The sequence below is a fragment of the Sphingobacterium chungjuense genome, assembly GCF_011316935.1.
In the GTDB taxonomy this organism is placed as follows: Bacteria; Bacteroidota; Bacteroidia; order Sphingobacteriales; family Sphingobacteriaceae; genus Sphingobacterium; species Sphingobacterium chungjuense.
Genome location: NZ_WLYS01000002.1, coordinates 1 through 17761 on the forward strand (window position 1 = coordinate 1; position 17761 = coordinate 17761).

12 protein-coding genes are annotated in these 17761 nt (G+C 42.0%); 4 read left to right on the top strand and 8 right to left on the bottom strand.

Features of this window, described 5'->3' with window-relative positions; translation table 11 throughout:
* The first annotated feature begins 473 nt into the window (after positions 1-473).
* The 4 genes from GKO22_RS04800 (at position 474) to GKO22_RS04815 (ending at position 5657) form a co-directional block, all read left to right on the top strand.
* A complete protein-coding gene (locus tag GKO22_RS04800; RefSeq protein ID WP_166332964.1) occupies positions 474-815 on the top strand; it encodes a hypothetical protein in 342 nt (113 codons plus the stop codon).
* Between the two features lie 79 nt (positions 816-894).
* Positions 895-1674, top strand: coding sequence for a GLPGLI family protein (locus GKO22_RS04805; protein WP_166332965.1), 780 nt, complete (start codon positions 895-897; stop codon positions 1672-1674).
* A complete protein-coding gene (locus GKO22_RS04810) occupies positions 1655-4348 on the top strand; it encodes a porin family protein (RefSeq protein ID WP_166332966.1) in 2694 nt (897 codons plus the stop codon). The genes GKO22_RS04805 and GKO22_RS04810 overlap by 20 nt, the downstream gene beginning before the upstream one ends.
* Before the next feature lie 343 nt (positions 4349-4691).
* The gene (locus GKO22_RS04815) at positions 4692-5657 is read left to right on the top strand and encodes a manganese catalase family protein (RefSeq protein ID WP_166332967.1); all 966 of its coding nucleotides are present in this window, start codon (positions 4692-4694) and stop codon (positions 5655-5657) included.
* A gap of 166 nt (positions 5658-5823) precedes the next feature.
* Here GKO22_RS04815 and GKO22_RS04820 read toward each other — a convergent pair whose 3' ends face one another.
* The 8 genes from GKO22_RS04820 to GKO22_RS04855 all read right to left on the bottom strand — a co-directional run bounded on the left by GKO22_RS04820 (position 5824) and on the right by GKO22_RS04855 (position 17723).
* Complete coding sequence (locus tag GKO22_RS04820; RefSeq protein WP_166332968.1) at positions 5824-6888, bottom strand: glycoside hydrolase family 43 protein; 1065 nt, start codon at positions 6886-6888, stop codon at positions 5824-5826.
* Between the two features lie 10 nt (positions 6889-6898).
* Positions 6899-7663, bottom strand: a complete 765-nt coding sequence (locus GKO22_RS04825) for a carbohydrate-binding protein (protein WP_166332969.1) — start codon at positions 7661-7663, stop codon at positions 6899-6901.
* A gap of 8 nt (positions 7664-7671) precedes the next feature.
* Complete coding sequence (locus tag GKO22_RS04830) at positions 7672-9213, bottom strand: RagB/SusD family nutrient uptake outer membrane protein (RefSeq protein WP_166332970.1); 1542 nt, start codon at positions 9211-9213, stop codon at positions 7672-7674.
* A 26-nt stretch (positions 9214-9239) separates the two neighbouring features.
* The gene (locus GKO22_RS04835; RefSeq protein WP_166332971.1) at positions 9240-12422 is read right to left on the bottom strand and encodes a SusC/RagA family TonB-linked outer membrane protein; all 3183 of its coding nucleotides are present in this window, start codon (positions 12420-12422) and stop codon (positions 9240-9242) included.
* Between the two features lie 910 nt (positions 12423-13332).
* Positions 13333-14286 carry a HipA domain-containing protein gene (locus tag GKO22_RS04840; protein ID WP_166332972.1) on the bottom strand — a complete coding sequence of 318 codons (954 nt, stop codon included), beginning with the start codon at positions 14284-14286 and terminating at the stop codon, positions 13333-13335.
* Positions 14279-14611, bottom strand: a complete 333-nt coding sequence (locus tag GKO22_RS04845; protein WP_166332973.1) for a HipA N-terminal domain-containing protein — start codon at positions 14609-14611, stop codon at positions 14279-14281. Before GKO22_RS04845 ends, GKO22_RS04840 begins: the two co-directional genes overlap by 8 nt.
* Positions 14608-14832, bottom strand: a complete 225-nt coding sequence (locus GKO22_RS04850) for a helix-turn-helix domain-containing protein (protein ID WP_166332974.1) — start codon at positions 14830-14832, stop codon at positions 14608-14610. The genes GKO22_RS04845 and GKO22_RS04850 overlap by 4 nt, the downstream gene beginning before the upstream one ends.
* A 416-nt stretch (positions 14833-15248) precedes the next feature.
* Positions 15249-17723: a mechanosensitive ion channel family protein gene (locus GKO22_RS04855; RefSeq protein ID WP_166332975.1), complete on the bottom strand. Its 2475-nt coding sequence runs from the start codon at positions 17721-17723 to the stop codon at positions 15249-15251.
* Positions 17724-17761 lie beyond the last annotated feature (38 nt).

Consider the following 17761-nt stretch of genomic DNA (forward strand, 5'->3'; position numbering starts at 1 on the left):
CACGAAGGGCTGGGTAATCGTACGCCGATTGAAGCGGTCAGAAAAATACCCAAAAACGAAGCTGCAGAAGTACTAAAATAAATTAGAAAATAGCAGATTTTGCTGTCTGAAAAATGGGGTACTTACACTAATATATTAAATAGTGACGTGCCCTTCTTATCAAATCATTCTTAAGTTCACAATTACTGCTACACCACGAATTAACGTCTTTTGACTGATCTCCTCTCCAAAAAAAATACATTAAAGTAAAAAGTGATATTGGGAAACTCCCTTTGTAATGTGCTGCTTGCCATATTTCTATTTGCCCAGAGCAATTAAAAATGGAAAAACTCCAGTTAGCAATTGCGAATAATAAACAGCTGCTTACGAATATTAAACGAACTGAATAATTCCATTTCCTCGTCCTATTTTTAGTACAACATAATTAAAACATGCCGCGAAGGCATGGATGGTTTAACAAAATAATCAAAGAAATGAAAAAATTATTTATGGGCTTGATGGCCGTAACAATGCTATCAACAGCGGCATTTGCCGGCACGGACGCAAATGCTTCAACAGAAAATGCAGATGCAAAAGCAGTAACTGAAAAACCAGCCGAAAACAAAAGCGAAGTTGAAGTTTCCGAATCCTTCGAAGAAAACAACGGGATGTTTAGAAAAAAATGTGTTTACACATTGACTGTTTACAATGGTAACGGCCAAGTGATTGACACCTTCACTTCGTCAACCTATGTAGAAAACTCCTGCTCAGGATTTTTCGGAACTGCAGCCATGATGTACAGACACATGCTTGCCGATGGTAGCTTAGGGATCTAGTATCAGAATTGTATCTCATTCGAATTAGAATGCAAAAATTTAAGCGAGGCCTAGCCTCGCTTTTTCAAACCCAACCATCATGAACAAATACTTTTTATTTTTTCTAGTGTCGCTGGCCACAACGGTTTCCTACGGACAAAAGCTAAGGGCTGTGTACGAATACATACCGTCGCCCATGGCTACCTATCGCGAAGAGATTTATTTTCAGGAGGCCGTAAAAACTTCCGTTCGCGATTCAATACCACAGGCCAAGGCCAATTCCGGCAACGAAGATGATGATGGGGAGTTGAGCGGAAGTATGTCGGTTATGATCGATATGGGCAAAACATACAGAAAGATCATCATCCAGAACACTAATTCGCCCCAACTACTGGAAACCAACTCTCTTGATAGTCGTAATTACTTGGTTAGCGACGATTTTCCGCCTCTGGTGTGGAACACCAACTACAGCGATGTAGATACCTTGGGCAAACATATATGCCATAAGGCAACTGCCGCGTATCGTGGCACTACGCTTGTGGCCTACTATACCAACGATATTCCATTGCCTGCTGGGCCCTACAAATTTGGTGGTCTTCCCGGCCTTATCGTCATGCTGTACAACGAAGGAGTCAACCCGCACTATTGGCTGCTTAAAGAAATCGCATATCCCTTTACAGGGGACATACCAGTTAACAAGGAATACATAAATTCCCTACCCAAACTCAGCCTAGAGAACTACATCAAAAAAGCAGATCTAGAAACCGAAGAACAAATGCGCATGATGATGAGTAAAATGCCACTGGTTGAAGGCGTAACCGTTGAACGCAAAAAGATTCGCGGCAGCGTAGAGCAGGTATATGAATGGGAGAAAAATTAAACGTGTTTTAGGATGGCTCGGGCTGTGCTTGCTCCCCTTGCTAACACAGGCGCAAGTCGCTATACATGGCCAAGTAAGCCTCCAAGGAGAAGCTTTGCCCGGCGTACGCGTCGATTTGCGCCTGGAGGTAGACTCCCAAATGCTGTCCTATACCTTTAGCGATGAGCAGGGAAATTACCGTTTGCAGCACGCTCAGAACGAAAAATTGATACTACAGTTCATGGCGCTTGGACTCGAACCGATCAGCTTGAGGATTAGTCCAACACAAGCCGATACCCTTATTGACGCGCAAATGCAACCTGGCGGTATGCAACAAATACAAGAGGTAATCGTACACGCCAAACAGCCTTACCGAAATGGCCGCGATACCATCGAATTGGACGTAAACTCTTTTTTACAGGGTGATGAGCGCAACGTAGAGGATTTGCTGCGCAAAATTCCAGGGATTAACGTAGGCACCGATGGAAGTATCAAGATTGGCAACAAAGAGGTGGAAAAGGTCATGATAGAAGGCGACGATTTCTTTGAGAAAGGCTACCGCCTGTTGACGCAAAATATGAGCGTGCAGCCGTTGAAAAAAATTCAGGTGCTGCAGCGTTATTCCAACAACAAACAGCTAAAAGGTATTGAAAACTCGGACAAGGTAGCACTTAACCTACAACTGAAAGACGACAGCAAAAACCAGTGGCTAGGATCACTAGAGCTGCAGGGAGCGCCCGTTGGTCCGAAATACTACCAGACGAGCGCAAACCTCGTGAATTTTGGCAAGCGCAACAAATATTACCTGTTGGCAAGCGCCAACAACAACGGCTACGATGCGGTAAGCAGCATCAACCACCTTATTCACTCCGGTTCGGCCAACGAACCTGGGCAAATTGGTGTGAATGTAGGCACGCCCACCTTGATAGATAATACGCCCAACCTGCCTAACTTCGATTATCGGCGAACGAATTTTAATGACGACAAGCTTCTATCATTAAATACCATTTTAAACCCTACATCTGCATTCAAGATCAAATGGCTGGGCTTCGTAAACCCCACAAAAAAATCCTTTTATCGCAATACAGTGCAGGAGTACAACCTCGAAGATATTCAATTTACCACCACCGAGAACTATGAATTTACCCGCAAAATCGATAATTATTTCACTAAATTGGAAGTGCAGTACGAACCTAGCACTGTTGCCTTACTTAACTATACCGGTACGCTGGGCTCACTGAACAACAACGAGCTGGGCATGCTTATTTTTAACAATATACCCAGTTTAGAAAGTACCAGAAACAAAGGCTATCTCACGAACCACAACCTCACCTACAGTTACAAACGCTCGGAGCGAGAAGCACTAGTGAGCTCTGTGCGCTTTATCAACCAGCAATCGCCTGTTGATTACAGCATCAATCAATATTATTACGAATACCTCTTCGGCTCCAACTCGATCAGCGAGGTGCAACAGCAGATCGCTAACAACCTGCTCTACCTTGGGGCTACTACACATTATCTAAGCAGACAAAAAAAGGGAAACTTTTTCGAAATCGGATTAAGCTCAACTTATCAACAGCAGCAGTTCAACAGCCAATTACGACTATTACCTAGCCCAGAAGCGGAGCAGAAAACGATCCTATTCCCACCAGAATTTGCCAATGAAATGACCCTCCGCTTGTTTCAGACTTACCTTATTGCTAAGTATACGGTAAAACACCACAACTGGGAAGTTACTCCTCGCTTGCAAGCGGGCGTGGTGCAAAGTAGTCTGCTTAACTTTGAGGAGCAAAACCGTAAAAACAACCTACAATTCTCGCCCGGCCTATCGGCCAAATGGGCTATACATCGAAAGGGACGGCTAGAATCTGATTTGTTTTTTCAACAGCAGAATGCAACACTGACAGAAATGATACCCAACTACTATACCACCGGTGTGCGCAACTTTGTAAAAGGGATGGATAACTTCGTGAACTTAAATAGCTCGGGCGGAACACTCCTATACACCTATGGGAATATGAGCGATCGCTTTTTTGCTAACTTGCATATAGGGCATCAGATTTTGTTTGACTATATTGGAATAGAAAGCGACCTCAATCCCAATTTTAACCTCGTCCAACAACACTTGCTCGAAAATAAAACGCTTACTCGATACCAAGCAGAGCTGAATTATTACTTGAAATCCTTGCATGGAAATATGCGCTTGGATGTAGGCGTCAACAAGCTAGATTACGAAACTCTCGTTACCGGATTGGGACGCCAGCAAATCCGCAGCAACACATACCACTACGGACTGTCATTCCGAAGTTCTTGGAAATCCAACTTCAATATCTATACAGGATACCGTCTTCAAAGCAACAACTACCGCACAGCAGGCACTTTAAATACCTTGACAAATCATCAAGCTTTTCTGAATCTCTTTTTAAACTTGGGCAGCGATATCCAGTTCAGCCTCAAGAACGAATCATATCGTTTTGGAGAATTACCTCAACAAAATGCACAGACTTATTATTTTTCGGATTTTTCCGTGTTTTATGAACTTGAAAAATACAAAATCCGGTTTAACATAACGGCTAAAAACATCTTTAATACACGCTCTTTCAGAGATGTTATGCTCACAGACATCTCGCATTACACCACCGAATACAGACTCTTCCCTCGATACATTAGCTTTGGAATAGACTTTAATTTCTAAACTTATGTAACCTTCTGGTTTATGAATCATCTTTATCCGTCTGATAATGGTCTGTATGACTCTTCAGCTCATTCCACTGTAACTGTCCTACTACTTCGTATAGCATCAGGCTAATAATTAGGGATTCATTCAGCTTTTATCATCATCCCTACCGTTTAATAAAGCTCGTATTCGGGTATATTGTCAATCGTCATAACTAGTAAACTTCACCCATAACGTATTTATCGGAAAAATTAAAACATATTTTTTTGATTTTCAGGTATTTATCAGTATAACTATTGTGGTAATGGTGTGTTGTTTAAGTATCGATATGAACAATTAATATTTACTAACACATAAGCTTATGTTTTATCACGTTCAAAATCTTATTAATCCGATAGTTGATGACCAACCGGATCCAGCTGCTGCTAATGCATTACAAGAAGGTCTAGGTGGCCAATTTGGGGAAATGCGCACGATGATGCAATATCTATTTCAAAGCTTTAATTTTCGTGGTGACGGCATTCCTTACCTCGATTTGATTCAGGGAATAGGTATTGAAGAGATAAGTCACGTCGAGCTAATTACCAAGACGATTTCCCGATTGTTAGATGGAGCTCCAGAGTATCATGGTAAAAAATTTGATGTGCCCGGCGCGCGAGGAAGTGCGGATATGGACATGGCCAAATTTCAGCAAAATCCCCATCATTTCATTCATGGTGCACAAGGTGCATTGCCAGTCGATGCTGCCGGTAACCCTTGGAGTGGATCTTACGTTCACAACCATGGTAATCTGGTATTGGATCTTATGGACAACTTAGTATTAGAATCCACTGGGCGATTACAGAAATGTCGTATTTATCAGATGTCTTCGAACAAAACATTGCGTGCGACTGTTGCTTTTTTGATTGCACGGGATGAAGCGCATGAGATGGCTTTTGCAAAAGCATTGGAAACATTAGGTGTTGATTGGGCGAAAGTACTACCGATTCCTAAGTTTGACTCCTCTCAATATCCCGAAGTAAAAAAACTTATCGATGCTGGGATCAACAGAGAGCAATACACTTTTCGTTTAGATGGATCTGAAATGGATAAAATCTTTCAGGGAAGCGCGCCAGCAAATGATGGAACGGTGTTGACTACGTTGAAAGAGCCGAAAGAATCTTACAAAAATCCACCTGCTCCTGAAAGACCTGAAGAGTTCGCGCCAGGTCTAGATCCTGAGCTTCAAAAGCTAGCAGATGCTTACACAGATTTTAAAGAAAAAACTGTTAAGGAAATGGAAAAAAAGGCAGGGCCAAACCCTCGAAATAAAAAGAAAAAGGATTAAGGGGGTAAATCGGTTGGTTTCGAGTTTTATACACTTGCTTTGTTGCTCTCAGTTGGCACGATTTACATCTTTAATCAATATAAATAAAAGAAACACAGACAATCCCAAAAACACAAAAAAGCCACTCGTTTGTGACTTTTTTGTGTTTTATACTATGCAATACGTATTACTCGCCAGCTGGCACTTCTAATGAAGCACCTGCTGCTACGGGTTGGCCGAAATTGGGCGTGCCATCCGTATTCCACGTGAACTTTTGCATGCGCGTACTACGCACATTGCCACAGCCATCGTTATTAGGATGCGATTCGCTATTGGCATGATAAATAATCCAATCTTCTGTTCCATCTTTTGATTTAAAAAAGCCATTGTGCCCCGCGCCAAAAGCTGTTGGAGCTTTAGTAAATACGGGGTTAGGGTGTTTCGACCAAGACGCTATTTTCATTGGATCAGCATTCTGGTTGAGCTTCAGCATCCCCAAACTATAATCGTCTGTGCCGCAATAGCTAGCACTGTAGATTAAAAAAACATCGCCTGCGGGATTTTTAAGAATTTCTGGGCCTTCGTTAACACTGAATTCTTTTTTCTCCCAATCCAACTCTGGCGTAGAGATCATACTTGTCTCGCCGATCAAGGTAAAAGGATCTGACATTTTAGAGATATAAATATTCTGCGTTAGGTTACCTTGTTGCGCACCTGGTCGGCCAGACCAGATAAAAAACAGTTCGTTACCGTGCTCAAAAATGCTACCATCAATAGCCCACTGGTCGGTAGGTTGCGTAATAAGCTGTCCCTTATCTACCCAATTACTGGTCGTCGGATCTTCATTCGCATTTTCCAACACGAACATCCGGTGATTCACATCTTGCCCATTGCTGGCTGTATAATAGATATACCATTTGCCGCGTATAAAGAAGAGTTCGGGTGCCCATACATCGCGGCTATTGATGCCTGTAGATGGCGCGTTAAATACCACTTGGCTCGGAGCAGCTGCCAACTCACTCATCTTAGCTGTTTTCCGGATTTCGATTCGATTGCCCAAGGTTTGTAAAAAGTAATAGAAATCACCGCGCTGTGCTACCCAAGGATCCGGTGCAGCCGTAAGCAATGGGTTTTGAAATTTGGCCGATCCCATAACCTCGGGAGGTTTGGGTGTGGCCAAAAATGGCCCGGCTCCGCGTTTGTCACAGCTTAAAGAGATTATTAAAAAGAAAACATAAAATAGGTTTTTCATTGTAGTAAGTTTAGAGTTTGGCATATTCCAAGTAATCAATCTCTCCGTACAAGGTATTATGGCGGATGCTAATCTTACGTGTACCAGCAGCAAGCAAGAACACAAGATCGTGGGTTTGCCATACATTCCAGCCTCGGTTTGCGATCGAATAGACCTGTGCCGTAGATTCGTCATCATCAATATATACCTTATGGGAAGTACCGTCGAAACCGGTTCCGGCAGCAATTCGTATGCGATACTCGCCTGCGGCCAATACCTGAATAGTCGCATCAATACCGCTTGCTGCATTGTCGATAGCACCTACCTTCGCTTGGTTTGAGGAAGTTTCTCTTGTTTCGGGATCATTGGCAATACGGGCTACACCGCGCAGTGTTGCATTCTCTGCTTCAATACGAATAGGTAGTACTTTCACGCGTGCGTTTACGATATTGCTCTTCACCGTATTTTCTGCTTCATCAATGAGTACGGCGTGAAAAGTTAGGCTTTGATCTGGGATCGCTTCATTCACTTTATAATCAAAGTTGAAAGGTGCAATGCGCTTTTCCCCGATTTTTTCTTCGCCCTTATAAAAATCAACACGACGCAGTTGCGCCCCACCATAGGCACTTTGCCCAGCAGCACGCAAGACGTAATTTCCACTCGCAATCGCCACTGTATCTGCCGTAAGAAGGATAGTAGGCGCAACGCTACTGGATGGAATGTCGACTGTTCGTTCACAGCTTCCGACCATACAGGCGAAGCCGCAAAGAAGAATAGATAGCATATTTTTCATCATATAATCAATTAATAACCTGGGTTTTGAGTCAGGTTTGGATTGTTATCAATATCAGATTGAGGAATGGGATACCATTCGTGCTTTCCTTGCACGAAGTTGGTAAATTCTGGGTCGCGTTGTCGCAAAACGGACAGGTTATTCGCCAATTCACCCCAGCGCACAAGGTCGAAATAGCGCCAGCCTTCGCCCGCTAATTCCAGCGTACGCTCTTGCCGTATTTGCTCTCGGAAGCTTGCTTGATCTAGTGCTGGCCGCGCCACACTCAAGGGGCGCAGGCCAACGCGTCTGCGCACACGATCCACATGCGGATAGGCACTTTGTGTTTGCCCTATTTCATTCAAACATTCTGCATACAACAACAGAATGTCGGCATAACGAATCATGCGATAATTGTTGGGTGAGCTGAAGCTTTCACCGTTTTTCCAATGGTCGTTCAGTAATTTGCGAAACCATACACGCTGATCGTTTCCGCCGTAGATTGCCTGCCAAGTTTGCCCATACACCATCGTAAATGCCGGTCCGCGTTCGTCGGTCTGATCATAGAGAAAGCTTGCCGCAGCACGTGGATCACGACGATCGTCGGCGGTACGCTCTTGTTCAAACAGGGAAACGATCCATCTTCTGGCGCCGCCATCTGCATAGCCTGGACCTGGATTAGGAGGAGCTAAAAACTTCGGCACGGAAGATCCAGTGTTTAGACTGATGCCCGGGTTGGTATCATCATCCCCATTCTCGGCCGGATTTTCCTTGTACTGAATTTCGTAAATAGACTCCCTATTGTTTTCAGAGGTTTTTTTGAAGTTGTCTGCATAGTTGTCCATCAACCCGTAAATCGAGCTACCTTCCCCCGTAACGAGCCAATCCATCGCCAGTTTTGCTTCGTTAAATTTCCCTTGTTGCACATAGGTTTTGGCTAATAACCCGTAGGCACCACCGCGTGTTACACGGCCTAGCTCTTCACCACTATACGATATCGGCAGATCAGGAATGGCCTCCGTCAGGTCTTTTTCAATCTGTGCAAATACTTCGTTCTGTGTTGCGTTTGGTGGATAATCTGTCGGAGACAACGGAGTTAATACCAAAGGTGGTCGCCCCCAAAAAACAGCCAAATTAAAATAATTCAGTGCACGGATAAACTTTGCTTCCGCGATTATGCGCTTCTTCAGTGTCTCATCCATGCTAATTTCTGGCACATAGCTGATCACTTGATTGGCGCGAAAATTAGCGTGAAAAATCGCGTTCCAAGTACCGTTACTTGTGTTATTACTGGTAAAAGCAAAGGACATATTGTTATTTAGACCAATATCTCCACCGGAACCAAAACCTTCGTCTGAACGTAGTAAGTACAGGAAGAACATACCCCGATTGTAATAAGAGTCGCTTCTGTTTAAGGAACTATATACTGCATTGATTCCTTTGACAGCATCTTGCTGATCTTTCCAGAAGGATACCGTGGTCAGCATATCAGGATTGGGTTCATCAAAATCCCGTTGACAACTCAAACCAATCAAGATCAACGGAGTAATTAGGGATATTAATATTTTTTTCATAGTAATTTTCTTTTCCGGTTAATTGATTAAAGTCCTAGAGATATGCCAAAAGAAATAATGCGGCTTGGCGGCCATCCACCAACATCGACTCCGGGTTCTAAGTTGGCATTGGCTCCTACCACATCCGGATCAAGACCGCTGTAATTTGTTATCGTCAATAGATTCTGACCACTTACATAGACGTGCATGGATGGTATATGCAGGCGTTTCAGCATATATTGTGGTAAAGTATATCCTATTTGTACATTGCTTAATCTCAAATAAGAACCGTTTTCTAACCAGCGATTACTATCTCCGCGTACGTTGGAGATAATACCTTGATCAACCGCAGGATCTCCCGGTGTATTGCTCGTGTAGGATACGCCTAAACGTGGGAAATCCGTTGGATTTTCCGCCGTCCACGGCATGATACCACGACGGTAATTAGAATAGCCCATGCCATCAAAGTCGCGACGCATATCATTGTACAATTTTGTGCCATATACACCATATACCTGCAGGTTTAGCGTAAAATTCTTATAATACGCATTCCATTGTATGCCAGACGTAAACATAGGCCAAGGCGTACCTGCATACGTACGGTCATCTGGCGTGATGTCATTGTTCGTACCGCGATCTAATAAGTTTACATAGCGCACATCGCCAGGCTGCGCAATACCAGCCTGTGCACGATGCGCATCGATTTCTTCTTGATTCTGGAAAAGTCCGTCGGTCATAATCAGATAATATTCACCGATCGAACGACCAACTTGCGTCCGTGTATTGCCAGACTGTATGTAATTGCGCGGCAATCCAGTCGTTGGATCAATTCCCAGATTTCCTAACTTTAATACTTTATTGCGGATAGCACTGAAGTTTCCAGAAATATCCCACGTAAATCCATTCTCCCGCTGGCTGACGGGCCGATAGTTAAGCTCCAATTCTAGACCCTTATTTTCTATCGAGCCGATATTGGTCAATATACCGCCTCCGCCCACCGTGCCTAGGTATCCTGGTAGCGGCAAGTACAAGAGTACATCCGAAGTCACTGAGCGAAATGCGTTGAAGGACACATTAAACTGCGGATTGAAAACGGCCGCATCAAATCCTACATTTAAAGTTGCCTTTTGCTCCCATCTCAAATTGGGGTCTACCAAACTGACCTGCGTTGCACCGACTTGTGTGCTTTGTTCGCCCGAACCAAAGATGGCTCTCGGAGCTTGATTGATTAACCCCAAATACTGGTAGTTTCCAAGATTTGCTGCACCCAAAACACCATACGACGCTCTCAACTTCAACTCGGGCAACCAGCTTACATCATAAAAATCCTCGTTGCTAAGCCGCCAAGCAAATGCACCTGATGGGAAGAAACCTGTGCGGTACGGCTTGGAAAAGCGAGAATCTTTATCAGATCGGAAACTAAAAGTGGCTAAATAGCGATCATCATACGTGTAGTTTAAACGACCCAACCAAGAATCAATGAAATTTCGGCCTCGGCTACCGGAAGAAATGCTCTCTCCTAAAGCCGAATTGATGGTTGTAAAGTACTGATCGGAAGCGGCTAAGAGATCGGTTTTACCTGCACCGATTGATTCCCGACCTATGGTTTGCTGAGTATAACCCACTACGCCATTTATCTGATGTTTACCTAACGTTTTATTGAAGTTGAGTGTGTGTTCGAACAAATAGCTGAGGAACTGTGATCGATCTTCATCAATACGCGTAGGCGGATCAATTTGATTCCAGTACCAAATTCCTTTGCCACGAAGCGCGGTGTTTTTATCAAAACTAGTTTCCACACCGGCGTTTACACGGTACCGCAGCCAATCCAAGATATCTACTTCCCCATACAGATTACCTAATAGTTTCACATAGTTGTACGATGAATTCGTAATGTAGGCTTGGGCAACTTGATTGCGAGAATAGGTTCGCGTATCGTTCGAGCCGATTCCCCATCCGCCTGGATTGGCATCGCTGATGAATGAAAAATCTTGCACAGGTATAATCGGCAACATGCTAAAGGCGTCGTAAAATGGATTGCCACCGAATGCTCCGCCAGAAAATGGCGATCGACCGTAGGAAGTAGATACCATCAGATTTTCTCCAATACGTACGCGTCCTTTCGATCCTTCGGTATTGATACGCAATGCTGCGCGATCAAATTTGCGTTCGATCATGGTACCCACATCTTTAAAATAAGATCCAGACATAAAATATTTGGACGTGAGCCCTCCGCCGGATACCGAGACGCTATAATCCTGAATCGCACCAGTACGAAACAACTCATCGCCCCAATTTACATCGGTTCCATCGTAATTCTCTACTGCATTCTGTTGCGTATATCCAGCATTTTCATACGCTTGTCGATTCATCGCAACGTATTCTGGCCCACTCATCATATCAAACATTTTGGGCAAACTAGAGACGCTATAGCGCCCCGAAGCATTCACGACCATCGGTCCTGATTTTCCTTTTTTGGTGGTTATGATGATAACTCCATTGGCCGAACGCGCACCATAAATCGCCGCTGCAGAAGCATCTTTGAGCACTTGTACACTTTCAATATCATTGGGATTGACGGTGACATTTGGGTCAGATAGCATTCCGTCAATAACATAAAGCGGACTAGCATTGCCATAAAGCGTACTTAAGCCACGAATGTTTACCACTGCTCCCTGGCCGGGGCCGCCAGAATTTCGCACCACCAATCCAGAAGCCTGTCCTTGCAACGCTTCTGGCAAAGAACGCGCAACCTTTGCCGTGGTATTTTGCGTTTCTACGACAGATGCCGCCCCTGTTAAATCTTTTCTGCGGATGGATTGATAACCAATAACAACTACTTCATCGATATCGCTATCGTCTACCTGTAGCGTAATGTCTACCGTAGGGCTTCCCGACAACATAATTTCTTGTGATTGATAGCCCACGAAAGAAAAGACCACTGTTGCCGTTTCGCTACTCACAGCAAGTCGGTAGGAACCATTGGCTTGTGTGATTGTTTCAGTATTCGTACTCTTTTCGCGGACAGATACACCTTGCACAGGTTGCCCATTGGCATCTTGCACAGTTCCGATTACCACAAAAACAGACTGTAAACTCTGATAATTCACGGTTTTACTGCTAAGTGCTCGACGGTAATGGGCGGCTAATGAGGTGGTATTTGCCTGCAAAGACCCCAACGGAAATATCGCGGTCGATAACAAGCCCAGCAGGGCTGCAATTTGTCTCATAAATTATTGTGGTTTAGGTTTATATCGAGCAATATAAGCATTGGTTACGCTGTGCAGTTTGCCATATCTGATCAAATTATATCCAATTTAGATCAAAGTGAAACTCATCGTTATTTTCCATAACTACCTATCATTCCTCATAGCGGGGAAGACAACCAAACAGTTTCTGCAGGAGAAAGAGGCGTTTTACTCCTATAACATATTTGATCTTATTTTTAATATTGCTCAATAAATAACGGCAAACCAATATGAAACGCTCGCGTTTTATAAGCACGGGTGCGCTTGAGGAATAATTGTAGCAAAATCTGAAAATGTATACTTGGAAAATGAACTTATTGTGCATTAATTTGTGCATTTAGGTCAAATTTTGCCCGGAACAATTAATATTGATGAACTTGGCAACCCAAGTCAATGAGGAATGGGGGATGATGTTGAAGCCTATAAACTTTTTATGAATTATGCATTTGGGGCGATTGGGAACATTTCTGTTATATAATTCTTAATAGCGCATTCAGTTCTATTTTCGTGATTAACCTCTATGTTTAAAATTGAAAAGTCAAGAAATTCGATATCGTTTTGCTGAATAACCTCAAGATGTTAAGTCTTTTGAGTGCCTAGAATTGTAATAGCCCTAACAACCAATAATGATGTATTTACGAGATATAAAGAGACTTAACCGATTATTTACTGTAACCTATTTGTAACCTTAATCCTATCTGTATCAAAATTTGATTTATTAGATTGAAGTCATAGGCTTAGGTTATAAGACTCCATGTTACGCCTGTTGGTAAAGCGAAAAATATTCGTTTAAAACTTGCAGAAGCAATGCGTTATAATTCTTGAAGACGTTAAATTTTATTACGCAATGCATTTATAAAGGTTGAGCAGGAAGTCTTGGTAATAAACACATTCACATTTCAATTCTGTGATATCGTTCTTCCAAAAGGTTTTTGTACTTCTCTTTATATTCGTCAGAAAGAAATGAAAGATCAATCCATTGCAAAGCAATTGGTTTCCTTTTCTGAAAACGTTTGGCAATACCATTAATCTGCTTGGCGTTTAATCCTAACAACAGTCCTAATCTTTGAAAATGCTCCCAATGAAGTTTTCTTTTTTTCCCATCCAAAGTTAATGCAAGCTCTTCCGTGTCTTCGGGGTTTACGATAGCTACATTAAGCAGATCGTAAGCTGGTGCCAATGTCCATTTTCCGTTCGTGTTGATCATGGAGAAATTTTTCAGGTGCATATCGTTATTTCCAGTGAGGAAACAAAAGACTGCCAATTCTAAGAAGTAAAACTTATCCAGCAACGTATTGTACGAGTACAAGTCCAGTGCCTTGCCGACTTTCTCCATTGATCCTTTGTATTTGTCGAATGCTTCTGTTATTTGGAACATATCGAGCATATGTATTTTTTCTCCGGCGTCAGTTCGATCTATTCTTTTTGTAATATAAGATGGTTCACCGGATTTTAACCGTATCAGACTAGACTTTACCACGTTTATGCCGAAAGCTTCGGCGATACGCATGGTTAAGTGTTCATTTTGCGGCATTTCAGGAAAATAATCGGAAGGGGGTTTGAAGATATAACTTCCATCCAAAGCTCCCACTACGGTTAGACGCCCCTTTTCTCCATATTGGATCGTGCTTTTTACTACCGATAAAGAAAGTTTAGGCTGCACGCCGGGAACTGCTATGCTCCGCTCTACGACGTTCTTCGCCAATTCAGTCATTTCTGCCAATGAATGTTCGATCACTGGCGGCTGTTTTGTACCGAAAAATTCTAAACTACATTCCTCGTGAAAATCATCCGATTTATCGTTAGGTAATTCTTTATAACAGTATAAACACTTTTTGTTACTCATTTTCTTGAGATATAGGTTGAACACTTACAGCACCGATACAGTTTTGGCAGCACGCTAACAGCAAACCCATACGGTCGTTTGTATTAATTTTCCAATTCTTGGAAGCAATGTCCAACAACCAGCCTTCTGGTATTAGTCCCTCAAAAAATGGAAACAAACGTTTATCGTTGTAGGGCTTGAATCTTACAGGCATGGTGAATGTTATGAATGCTGAAGGATAAGCTTTGATATAGGCTTCATCATATTGAAAAACATATTCACCATCGTCGGTCTCTGTGAGGGTTCCCGCCAAATGATCCTTGTAGTAAATAGATGCTTTTCTCATCTTTGATCATTTGCAGTTAATATCTCTCTTGCATTCACAGGAGCCAAGATATGCCCGAACATTTTAAGTACTTGGTTTACTTTTTCGAGATTTAGGTTTTCCTTACCCTGTTCAATTTTCCTTATTACCGTAAGTGCAACACCAGCGCGTTCAGCAAACTCTTCTTGTGTAAGATTTACTTCCTTTCTTTTTAGCTTTACAAAATCTGCAAGTAATGTCATAATTATATGCTTTAGCAACGAATTTAAACAAATATACAATTTTATATGCGAAAACATATAAAAATAATTTATTGATATAAATTATATGTACTTAGATATAATAAAGCACAGAATTATTATGATGAAGTTTATTGGACAATTAACAAAACCTCATTAAAATATATAGCCTAAATAGAATTTTGAAACTCTTCGGCAGTGCGTGCTGATATAGCGAAAAATCGTAGTTTTTGAAGTAAATTACTTTATATATTCTAAAATATTGCCTTATGACCTATTCGTAGTACTATCTGCTAGAGCCTCATAATCTTGAAATCTTTTGAGGGATGACTCACTCATAGTTACCATTAACATGGAGATGCTCAAAAAGAGCACAGCTATGATTTTATTACTTATCATACTTCTGTTTTATATATCGATTATAGTTTCTGTTTTTCCGAATCTGAATTGTCCTGATGGATGTGTACTTCCTGTTGTGTTAATGACAACTGAACTCCATTTTTATCGAACATTCTAGTAATTTGAACCAACAGGTTACTTTTGATCTGGCCTGCATCCTTTAGGGTTCTTACCCAAAAATGAACATCAACGGAGACCGACTGCGCCGTCACCTCAACAAACTCTATCGCTGGTGATGGATTATCGAGTACTTGTGTTTCATTTTCAAAAATTTTCAGCAACAGTTCCTTTGTTCGTTCCAGTTCTATACCATAACGCAGATCCAAATGTATATGCAAGCGTTTTCGAAAGCCCCCGAGAGTCCAATTTATCACATGAGAATTAAGCAGGTCGCCATTTGGCATTATCATGTTCGCTCCGTCCGGAGTTGCTATCACGCTACTACGGAATCCTATTGATTTTACCCTGCCGGACTGTCCTCCTACTTCTATCATATCATCTACATTTACAGGCTTCTCAAAGGCAATGATAAGTCCACTAACTAAATTGTTTACCAAGCTCTGTAAGCCGAAACCGATACCTACGCCCAGAGCCCCAATAATAATAGTGATCTGTTGCAGAGGTATGCCTATTGCTGAAAAAGCAAGAAATAGTCCGAGTACAATGATGCTTATGCGTACCAAAAGGATCCAACTTCCGATGTGGAATTTTTTAGCTTCTTTTTCATCGTTCGTATTCCACTGTGGATCGGATGCAAAAAAGGAAACAACTTTTGAAAGCACAGTCGCGGCGATCATGATCACAAAGAAGGTACCGATATTGATCACGGAGAAATTGTAGCTTCCCAACCGATGCTCGGAATAAAGTAATTCGTTGATCGGCTCGGTAATAAAATGGAACTCGTAGAAGTTGCGCCCAAACAGCACTAACCATCCTATGGTCAATAACATATAGAAAAAAGCTGGGGCTCGCATTCCTACTCTGTTATAGTTGATATAGAAAAATCTCCTCTCCTGCTTGATATATAATGTAGAGGCTATACTAAGCCCTTCGTTCACCAATTTTACCACCCATAGAAAAACTATGGCAGCCGAGACACTTATTAAACCTGCAACCATCAAGGCTTTGGCTATATTAAATATTCCAAAAATATTTAAGATGATCGCCACAGTCTCAAGAATAGTCATCAAAAGTATGGGATACAGTATCCACCTTTCCTGTAGTTCATTGTGTTTATTTTTATTTAATAAAGCGATAGTTCCACATATCACAGCCAAAATGGATATTCCTAGCATTACATATCGCTCAGTTCTAGAGGCCTGAAGAATCATATTGTCAATAGACGCGGCAAGAAATAAAAGGGAGAAACTCAACCATATCAGCATCCAATAGGTCGATATGTAGCGCCTAAAGATAAAGGTCAACAGCAGCGAGCTTACAAGTAGGAAGATAATTAAAAAAACATAGGGCGGATCAGGAAATATAAACTGGGTAACCGACAACCCAATTAGCAAACTTGAACAAATTGGCGAAGAAAGCATTAGACTTTCACCCTTGAGTTTATCCTTAACTAATACTGCTTGCCGCTTAAGTGAAGTTACATATACAACAATGCATACCATAATAACAAAAGCCAAAAACAACTTTCCTTTGTTAGCTTTCACATAGTATGTAAATACTAGTTTAGCTTTAAGAAATGAAAAGTATAAGATCTCATGAGGTGGACGCTCGTATTTGCTGCTTTCCCATAAAGGTGCGAAATCTCTAGACAAACCTTTGTTCGTGATTTCCGTTTGGTAATAAACGATTTCTTCCAAATTGTTCTCAATGGTTAAAAGCTCCAAGTTCACTTTGTCCTGCATAGCCTGTATACCATTAATATTTGCGGCTAGGTCTTTGTCAATTGGACTTAAACCCTTAGAGACTAGTCTTATCTTATTAATATATTCCGTTAGTTCGACTGAATCCCTTGAAAAGACAAAGAGTGACCGGTCATTTGACAAAGAGTCAATCTGCAGCCGATAGTTAACTAGATGTTCATGATAATTGTCTATCTGGTTTTTGTAAGTCAGTATCTGTATCTGCAGTGCATGAAGGATGTTGTAGGTTGCAGTGAGATTGCGAGAAGTATGTGCGCTGCCCTGATGTTGGAAAACGCCATCACCGGCCAGATCGCGCCATCGCGAAACCTCAGTAAGTCTATTATGCATTGATAGGGTATCAAAACCTTTTTTAAGGAAGGAACGAGCCTGTCTCGACACAACTTTAATTTCCTCAAATATCCTACCTTGACGAATCATTGCTCTATCCAACGCTAGATCGCTAGCGCTTTCAGCGGATGCTCGCCGGAAAAACTCTTCCATCCTGGCCACGTAGTCTATTTTACCCGTGTCTAGATTAAAATTTATAGTATCTTGGGCATGCAAAGTATTACCTAATATGGAAAGTAGATTTTGTGCGAAAACAAGAAGAAAAACAGTTAATAACTCCTTCATATGCGTATCACTATTTTAAATTAGGTTTTAGTCTGTCG